The sequence below is a fragment of the Bacteroidia bacterium genome (assembly GCA_016218155.1).
GTDB lineage: Bacteria > Bacteroidota > Bacteroidia > Bacteroidales > GWA2-32-17 > GWA2-32-17.
Genome location: JACREQ010000098.1, coordinates 1 through 9,401, shown reverse-complemented (window position 1 = coordinate 9,401; position 9,401 = coordinate 1). Strand labels below are relative to the sequence as shown.

The 9,401-nt window shown below is 29.4% G+C and carries 9 protein-coding genes and 1 tRNA gene; 5 read left to right on the top strand and 5 right to left on the bottom strand.

The features are described 5' to 3' along the window. The coding region (locus tag HY951_15695) for a DUF5011 domain-containing protein (protein ID MBI5541506.1) at positions 1-679 on the bottom strand (679 nt) is incomplete at its 3' end. Between the two features lie 192 nt (positions 680-871). Here HY951_15695 and mce point away from each other — a divergent pair. The 4 genes from mce (at position 872) to HY951_15675 (ending at position 5,878) form a co-directional block, all read left to right on the top strand. Then, complete coding sequence (mce, locus tag HY951_15690; GenBank protein MBI5541505.1) at positions 872-1,279, top strand: methylmalonyl-CoA epimerase; 408 nt, start codon at positions 872-874, stop codon at positions 1,277-1,279. A gap of 221 nt (positions 1,280-1,500) precedes the next feature. Next, positions 1,501-3,582, top strand: coding sequence for a leucine-rich repeat domain-containing protein (locus HY951_15685; protein ID MBI5541504.1), 2,082 nt, complete (start codon positions 1,501-1,503; stop codon positions 3,580-3,582). Positions 3,583-3,644: 62 nt separating this feature from the next. Beyond that, positions 3,645-4,211, top strand: a complete 567-nt coding sequence (locus tag HY951_15680) for a sigma-70 family RNA polymerase sigma factor (protein MBI5541503.1) — start codon at positions 3,645-3,647, stop codon at positions 4,209-4,211. 8 nt (positions 4,212-4,219) lie between these two features. Then, positions 4,220-5,878, top strand: a complete 1,659-nt coding sequence (locus HY951_15675; protein ID MBI5541502.1) for a hypothetical protein — start codon at positions 4,220-4,222, stop codon at positions 5,876-5,878. A gap of 105 nt (positions 5,879-5,983) precedes the next feature. Here HY951_15675 and HY951_15670 read toward each other — a convergent pair whose 3' ends face one another. Together HY951_15670 and HY951_15665 are read right to left on the bottom strand one after the other, a co-directional pair. Next, on the bottom strand, positions 5,984-6,616 hold the full coding sequence (locus HY951_15670) for a hypothetical protein (protein MBI5541501.1): 633 nt from the start codon (positions 6,614-6,616) through the stop codon (positions 5,984-5,986). Positions 6,617-6,815: 199 nt separating this feature from the next. Beyond that, a complete protein-coding gene (locus HY951_15665) occupies positions 6,816-7,280 on the bottom strand; it encodes a hypothetical protein (GenBank protein ID MBI5541500.1) in 465 nt (154 codons plus the stop codon). Between the two features lie 295 nt (positions 7,281-7,575). Between HY951_15665 and HY951_15660 the strand changes: the two genes are divergently transcribed. After that, positions 7,576-7,649 (top strand) — tRNA-Arg (locus HY951_15660). A 145-nt stretch (positions 7,650-7,794) separates the two neighbouring features. On the opposite strand, the gene HY951_15655 is transcribed toward HY951_15660, so the two are convergent. After that, entirely contained in the window at positions 7,795-8,391 is a 597-nt protein-coding gene (locus HY951_15655) for a hypothetical protein (GenBank protein ID MBI5541499.1), read from the bottom strand. A gap of 17 nt (positions 8,392-8,408) precedes the next feature. Next, a partial coding sequence (locus tag HY951_15650; GenBank protein MBI5541498.1) for a HipA domain-containing protein occupies positions 8,409-9,401 on the bottom strand: 993 nt, incomplete at its 5' end.

Below are 9,401 nucleotides of genomic sequence, written 5' to 3'. Positions count from 1 at the left end.
CAGGAAAAACGGTATCAGAAATATGACAAAGCCCTGCTTTTCCTCTAACCTGATATAAAAAAGGTACAGTATCTATTAAATTAGCTGCTAATTCTTTAATATAATAAGTTTGACGTGGAATGGTTACCGAATCAGATCTAAAGTAACCAAATGCTCTTATGGTATATGTCATACTTGTTGGATTAGTATTTATTCTACCACCAAGTTTTGGAAACCATGCTTTATTATTAACTCTACTATCAAAAGTAATATCCTGTGAAGCGATAATTGTATCTTTTACAATTTTTTCTAATACATCTGAATCAATAATAGTCTCATATTTTGTAGCATAATTTTCAGCAGAGTTAACAACATTTACTATTCTTGAAACACTTGATTCATTACCTGCTTTATCCTTTACAGTGTATACTACTGTAAATGACCCAACAGTTTTAGTTGAACCTTCACCGTTTGCAGGACCATTAATATCAATATTATGAGTTACAGCAATTGCATTTATTAAATCACTACCATCGCGATTATCATCAACAGTAGCTCCCGGATCAACCCACCATGAGTTCAATGTCACAGTCATAGGATTTTCTCCATTTAAGAAAATCATAGGTGGTTGTGTATCTTTTTGCTTACAACTAACAGCAAAAATACCAGCAAGAAAAACAACTAACAATAAATTTTTCATATACTAAAATTTTAAAAGTATAATTCTTTGGAACAAAAATATAAAAAAATCAATTAATACAAACATTTTTTTAGTTGGATTATTATATAACCCAACTAATATTAAATAAGAAACTTTAATATTTTCCAATCAAGAATTATTTTTAAGTTTTTACCTTTGCAAAAATTATTTAATTACAAATTATTTTTATTTATGAAAATATCACATATAGAGCACATTGGAATAGCTGTTTCGAATCTTAAAGAAGCAATTAGTTTTTATGAAGACATGTTAGGATTAAAATGTTATAGTATTGAAGAAGTTAAAGACCAAAAAGTAAAAACTGCTTTTTTTATGGTTGGTAAAACAAAAATTGAACTTTTAGAATCAACCGAAGCCGATGGTCCTATTGGTAAATTTATAGAGAAAAAAGGTCAAGGCATTCACCATGTTGCATTTGCCGTTAACGAAATTGAAAATAGTTTAATTGAACTTGAAACTAATGGTGTTCAGTTAATAGATAAAACTCCACGCAAAGGTGCTGAAGGACTTGATATTGCGTTTCTTCATCCAAAATCTACTCATGGTGTTTTAATGGAAATTTGCGAAGAGAAAAAATAATATTTCTCTAATAATAAAGTTATTACAAAAGGCAAATTATTAAAAAGGTAATCTGCACTTATTTCAATTTATACAATTCTCAAATAAAATTAATTTGAGAATAGTTCGTTGTAAATTAAAGTATTCTCCGGCTTTATATAAATAAATATTATGTATTTTAGGCTTTTTAAATGCATATAGTAACTTTTTCAATCTTGTGCATTATATAAAGAAATTGAATTGTGAAATTGAAGATTACTTTATTATTACTTTTTTTGTTTTTTGTTCTGCTAAACTATGGACAAAGAACAAAATACGGATTTTTTAATAATCTAGATGAAGCCATTGCCGATTCGGGATTTGTAAAATGCCTTTATATTGATTTTAACATTGAAGAAGAATCTGTTTTTAACGAAAAAATTGGCTCATTTACTAAACTTCATTCATTGACCGTTGTTAATTTTGAACAAAAAGATTTACCTTCTTCGTTTTATAATTTAAAAGATATAGATTCAATTATAATTTCTGATTGTCCCAAAATAAATTTTAGATTACTATTTAAAAATTTATCAAAATTAAAAACACTATCATACATTGAACTGGAAGGAAATGATATCCGTGAAATTCCGGAAGAAATTAACAATTTGCAAAATCTTAAAACATTTAAAATAACAAATAACGAAAATCTGCTTTTAAGTGAATCGGTTGAAATACTAAAGTTATCTCCTACCCTTACCGAATTAGCCTTACCTATTAATGACATTACAGAATTACCGGATAACATCGGTTCATTAAAACAAATAAAGGTACTTGACTTAAGCAATAATTATTTAACAGATTTACCTGATAGTATTGCTGGCATGAATAATCTTATAAAAATCAGGCTTGAAGGTAATAATATTGTTGACCCTATTTCTACTACAAAAAAAATGAAAGGGCTTGACATAAAATATTTATCAATTGATAAAGGACTTACTGTTGATGAAATAAAAAAATTAAAATCCATATTTCCCGACTGTGAAATTAAAGAGATTAAGCCATCTCTAATAACAGGTAAGGATAAAAAGATTGTAATATCAAATGACAGTTTAAATATAACTGAGATAAATATTAGTAACAAAGTACCAGAAATTAAAGACTCTGTTAATTATGGCACTTTTCAAATTGAACAATCAGATTTTGCTGCACTATCTACTTCTTACATACATTACCCTGCCCTAATAAGAAATCCGTTATTAAAAGTAGAATTTGATTCACTTTTATTTGACGAAAGATACCACGATACAACATATTGTAACATTACAAAAATTAACAGAAGTCTTCTTCAGAGAAGTCCTGAATCATATAATTATTTATACCTGGAACTTGTTAAGCCAAAAACAAAAAAGCAAATTTGGTTCAAATTAAATGTTGGCGATCAAAATATTGAAGTGAATGCATTTAACAAAGTACCATGGGTTTATTCTGGCGAGTTATCATTAAAAAAATTCAGAAAAACTTATATAAAATCAGGGCGAAAACAACAAAAATACTGGAGAGATATTAGGTTCTATTACGACGATGCCAGCAAGTTATTTACTATTGAATTAAAGGACAGGAACAGCTTTGTACAATTTAACGCTACACCAGCAAATTTAAGTTCAACAATGACCAGAGAAACTTTTCAGCAAAAATTCCCTAGATTATATGCCAGTTATTGTAAGGCTCTGGACAGGAGAAGAAAACGTTTTCATAAAAATTTATTCAGCAATAAAATGATTGTAGATAAAAACTACAAAAAAAATAAAGAAAGATTATGGACTGCTTTCAGAGATATGTATATGAGTCCCGAAGAAAAAAAGATGACACCTGAAGAATGGTTAAAATACTACGACAAGGTAATTGCACACGAAAAGAAAACTCTTTATGCTGCTACAGCCGATGAGTCAAATTTAAAACGGAGTCTCGTGTTAAACCAATTCGAACTACTTAATCAGAGCGACTGGATTGGAAGAAATAATTGTACAGAAATTATCAATGCTTCATTTGAAGATAAGGCAAAAAATAACCTCCCAGTAATATCAATAATAATAATTGATAAAGAAAATAGTTGTTTTTATTCAGTTTCAGGAACTGTTGGACTAGGCGAACAAACGCTTATGGCTTGCAATCGTGAAAGCATTAAGATTATTGCTGTTTTAAGAAATGGCGATATTGGAATAGTGTTACCGGATGAGCTTAAAAACAAAAATACGCAACAAATCAATAAAAAAATTTTAATGGTACAGGTTATTCCAAAGAGTCTATGTTCTGTTGGACAGATAATGGACCTTATTGGATTATGAAAATAAATTTATTGTAACTTTTTTGAACTCCATGCATTATTAGTTCAGAAATAACCTTAAAAATGGAAACAACAATCAGTTCATATCACGTAACACCCGGGCAAATCATGATTGAATCTGATGAAATCAGAGCTGCACAAAAAGACTTGTCTAAGTTTTCTGTTCTTTATGACCGTTACTATTTGCAGATTTTTCGTTTTATTCTAAAACGTATCGATTCGGAAGAGTTAACTGCCGACTTAACCCAACAGGTTTTTTACAAAGCAATGAAAAATCTTAAAGGCTATGGGTTTAAAGGCTTACCTTTTTCTTCCTGGCTCTTCAGAATCGCTCGTAATGAAATAAATATGGAAATGCGCAGTTGTCGTGTAAAGAGAACTATTTATGTTCAGACAGAACAATTAACATTAATTGCAGAAGAAACAGGCATTGAAGAAAAAGAAGAACAAATTGCAATAATGATGCAAACATTAATGAAGATTGAGCCGGAAGAACTTGAACTTGTTGAAATGCGGTATTTTGAAAACAGACCACACAAGGAAATTGCCGAAATATTAAATATTTCTGAAGGCAATGCTAAAGTAAGGCTACACAGGGTTATTCAGAAAATGAAATCAAAACTAATTTAAAGTAAGCCATGGAAAAAATTAAAATCAAACTCGATACACCTGAAATGCCGGATGACAAAATCCTAAAGCATAAAAATTTTGATGATGTATATAAAATGGTTAAAACAGGTAAACCATTCTTTAAATCTGCAAAATTCATTGCAGGAGCTTCATCAGCAATAATAATTACAGGTATTGTTGTTATTACACTTTTTCAAAATAACACAAAGAACAATACAATAACAAATATTACTCCTACGGACACCACCGACACAGTGGTAAAAGTAACACCACCTATTAATGGCAAAGATATTCCGTGGGAATATTATACACTTTCAAATAATAATAAGACTGATATTATAACACAATCAGGTACAGTAATTCATATACCTAAAAATGCTTTTACAGATTCTGAAGGAAATGCTATATCTTCTCCTGTAAAGTTAAAATACCGCGAATTCCGTAATCCTGTAGACTTTTTCAGATCAGGCATACCTATGGATTACGACTCATGTAAAAATGAATATATTTTTGAATCAGCAGGAATGTTTGAAATAGGTGCCGAAAAAGATGGTATAAATTTATTACTTGCAAAAAACAAGGCAATTGACATTGATATGCTTTCAGATAATAATGAAGGTCGCTTTAATTTTTATACCTTCGATACAACAAAAGGCAATTGGGATTATGTTGGAAAAGATAAAATAAGACCCTATAAAAAATTGCCATTAATCGCTACAGAATTAACTGACAGTATTACTCCTAAAGAAAATTTCCCAACTCAATCGGCTTCAGCTATTTTGACACAAGATACTATTAAAAAGTTCAAAGGAAAAATCGTCGCTCGTATAATCGATAACAATGATGATCGTGAATATCAGGAGTATATTGATAAAAACACAAAAATAATTGAGCCTATTGTTCCTGTTCTTGCAACAAAAGATAAATATGTGTTTAAGCTAGATATTAATAAAGAGAAATTTCCTGAGTTTGCAAAGTATAGTAATGTCCTTTTTCAGGTTGACGACAGAGGGAATAAATTTGATAAAATGTTATATTCAGTAAGATGGGAACAAATTAACCTGAAGCCTTCAAGACAAAAAGGATTATACAACTTATACCTTTCAAGAAAAGACACATCTGTTCATTTAAAAGTAATTCCAGTATTCGATAATAAAAATTATCAGCAGGCAATGAACATATATCAGGAAGAAATAATTAAAAACAAAACAAAAAACGAACAAAATCTTCGCAATAAACAAGCATTATTTAACACACAGGGAATTGTAAATGAAATGGCCGGTAAAAAAGGATTCCTACCATCTTCCATCCGTTCAGTCTCAATAACAACCTTAGGTATATTTAATTGCGATTACCCATTACCATCTTTTCCGAATGTAATTACTCCTCAATTTGTTGATAACACTGGAAAAAACATACAATATAAAATGCTTTATATTGCCGATAAATCAAAGAATCTGCTTGGCACATATGCCGAAGGAGAAAAAGTAAAATATAAAAAAGGCTCTGAAAACATTATGTGGATTTTAACTTGGGAAGGTAAAATTGGAATTGTAGAACCTTTAAAGTTTAACGAAATAACAAGCTTTGGCACTACTCAGATAGAACTCACATTACTTGAAGATGCAGAAGGAATAAATAAGCTATATAAATTAATAAACATTTAAGAGATTATTTTAAAATAAAGTACACGTTGTTAATTACACAATAAAATAATACCAGCTTGAAAATTCAAGCTGGTATTATTTTATTGTCAGAAACTATTAATAAATTTAGTTAAGTGTAATGGCTGTTAAGCTAAATTTATCATAGCCACCAAAAAATGAATCAGGATCCTGACGATGAACCATTCCGATTCCTTTCTTAAAATATTCCTTTTTCTGTAAAGTACCAGAACTATTATATTCTGATATTTCCAATAACCCAGAATAAGTACATCCAGCAGTAGTTACCGATGCACTTAAATTTGTAGCTTTTCTGGTTCCACTATATGAAAATGCCCATGTCTGATTTAACGTTGGACTTGCAGGTATATACATAAATTCAGAGCTGCTATTACTGTCGTAATAATAAATATTGTGCGTTGTTGCATCTTCGCGAAATGCTAATGTGTTTGTATACATTGCACTTGTTTGATCGTTAATAGTAAAATAAGTTTTAGAATTGTGAGAAGCAGTACCCGAAACAACTAACTTAGGATGTACATTTTGTGTTTGAATTGAAATAGTATAACTATATGTCCATGAGTCATTAAGAACCATTGGGAAATATGAACTACTTCCATTTCCATCACATAGCACATTAACAGGTGCCGGAGTTGTATCCTTACTATCTTTTTTACAAGAAGGAATTAACATAGCACTTGCAGCTAAAAGCATCATAATCGAAATTAATCTTGTTTTCAATTTGTTTGTTTTTTTTTATTATTATAAAGTAAACTATTATTCAGTTCTTGAAAATAAACATATTTATATAACCAATGTTTTGCTTTACTATAACATTGCTAATGTACTAAATATTTAATCATAAAAAAAATTTCACAAAAAATATTTAATTGTTTTCAATATCAAATTATTACAATAAATTAAAATTTCTCATTAAACTTTATAACAAATCATTTATCATATCATTTTTGTAATTTGTTCTAAAGTTTTTTTTTTCATTTTGAAAATTAATAATGTATTTATTGTGTTTTGAAATTTTGAAAATTATTATAATACCTAAAACTATTGACGAAGCACCTATTAAAAAGAAAATAATCATTAAAATAAGTACAACTGAATAATTGTAATTAATAGCACCTCCAAATAAGTCACCTAAAACAAATGCAACTAAAGCTATGCTAACAGGATTGTATTTTATTAAAGACCATATTCCCACAAAATATCTTCTTTTCATTAAGTCTTTATTAAGAGTGAAAAAAGCCGGTATAATTGTTATTAATCCAGGAATTACAGATAAAAAATTCTTTGAAAGAAAAACAAATAAGAAAATCTCTATTAATCCTACCATAATAAAAAATAAGCAGATTTTTCTGATGGTTCTTGAGTTTTTTTCAAATTGCTCCATTTTGTGATTTTTTAATTAAGTAAAAAAAATTGAATGAAATTAATCAATTTAAATAAAAAACAACAAGTCAGGTTAATAAATATAACAAAGCTTATATTTTAAATTTATACAATCATTACTCAAAAAGCAAAATAAATAAGTTTTTAAGTTTTATAAAAAAAGAATTAAAACAATTAAATATCAGCAAGTAAATGCAAAGAATAAAATTTGTTTTTTGTATTAAAATTAATTATATCTTTGCATCCGCTTTTAATAGTAAGAAAGGAAGTCTTTCATTATTTATAAAAAAGCTCATGGTTCCGTAGCTCAGTTGGATAGAGCAACAGCCTTCTAAGCTGTGGGTCAAGCGTTCGAATCGCTTCGGAATCACAAGGTTTTCAGAGGTTATCAAAAAACCGGTTTAAACATGGTTTAAACACCAAAGGAATAAAAAAGCAGGAATTTAAGTCCTGCTTTTTTGCTTTAGAAAAAATATATAAGTATTTATAAATTTTATAGGGAACATATTTTCAACTTAATCAGTTCCCTTTTCATTATTCAAATGAATCATATTTAATAGCCTTTTAAAGTAATTTTCTATCGTCTCTCCTGCTTGAACAGGAAAAGTTTGAATTCCCATACAGAAATTGTCTAATAACTTCTCATATGCTTTAAAATTGCTTTTTAAGACTTCCATATCTCCGGTCTCCCAATAGCGACCTTCATCATTGACTTTGAAATTAATAAAATATTTCTTGCTTAAATATCTTAGAAGATGAATAACAACTGCATGAACTTCCACACCTGCGAACTGCGTTTTTATTGATGTACCATATAAATACTTCTGATAAACCTTATTATCTGAAAATCCGAAAATTTTCAAATAATTACTACTACTCATCCGACCATTTGAAAGGAATTCAATTGGAATTGTCTCACATTCAGGAGGAGTAAAACTAATTCCGTATATATTGTTATTATAAACTTTTGTAAAACCAGTTTTTGGAAATTCAGTTTCGTAAATTTTATATTTCCATTGATAAACCTCACAAATATCCTTTATTTCATTAATCATTTCCGTTAATGATGCTTTTGGATTGAATTTTCCACTGTAATGAATACTTAGTCCCATACATAAAATGTTTAATGTTATTTAACCTTAAAAGCATTTTTCATAGCTTCTATTTCACTTTTGCTAATTTCATTGACTTTTGCAACGGTTTTCCATTCTGAAACTACTGAAATCAATTCATCCAAAATATTTTTAGCTTCTGTAACATTTAACTTAAAATATTTTGCAACCTCCAATGCGATACCGGTATCTAGTGAATTATCCGTTTCTGAAATACTGAGGCTTAATCCAGTACCATATTGATTAGGATTCATGTCATAAGCCGGTGATAATCTCCATCCAGATTTGGTTAAAATGCAACCATGGTTTCTTAAATGATCATCAGTATTTGAAACAAGTATATTAAATACAATTCTGCGCCATAATTGTTCTAAATCTTTTTTGGATTCAGAGCTGTTTTGCAATATAAAACCAACTAATTCCAGATAACTTACTCCCATCTCTGCATCTGCTCCATCATTATATCCTAATAACGTCATAGCTGAAGCAAAATGTATTCTTTTATTGCTTCCAAATCTATCAAAACGCTTAGAAAGGAAAGTATGATGCTTTCCAGAGAAATGCATCAATTTTGCAACAGGTACATCAATTCCAGCCTTTTTTGCCAATTCATGTAAAACCATTTCCCAGGCACCGGTATCTTTTTCGTCATTAATACTTGGAAATTTTGCAATCCATAAATTCTTGCTTTCATCTAAAACACTGGCTTTAGGTCTTGCACCACCCAAGGATGAGCCAGGAGCATACAACATTGATAGCCAGTAAAAATATTCAGGATCATCTACAACATCTTCATTTTCCAATTTCAAACTTGCATATTCTAATTCACGAAGTGAAGTCCAGGGAGGAGAGGCCATTTCTTTTTGATTATTCAGAAATTCACCTTGTTCATCAAGCTTGAACCTAAGTCCTCCGAGCCTGTGTCCATCATATACTCCCATTAAATAATCACTTTCAAATAATGTTTGTTCAGGTCTGATTTCTTTTTTTGCGAATGCTGCTTCTCTTCT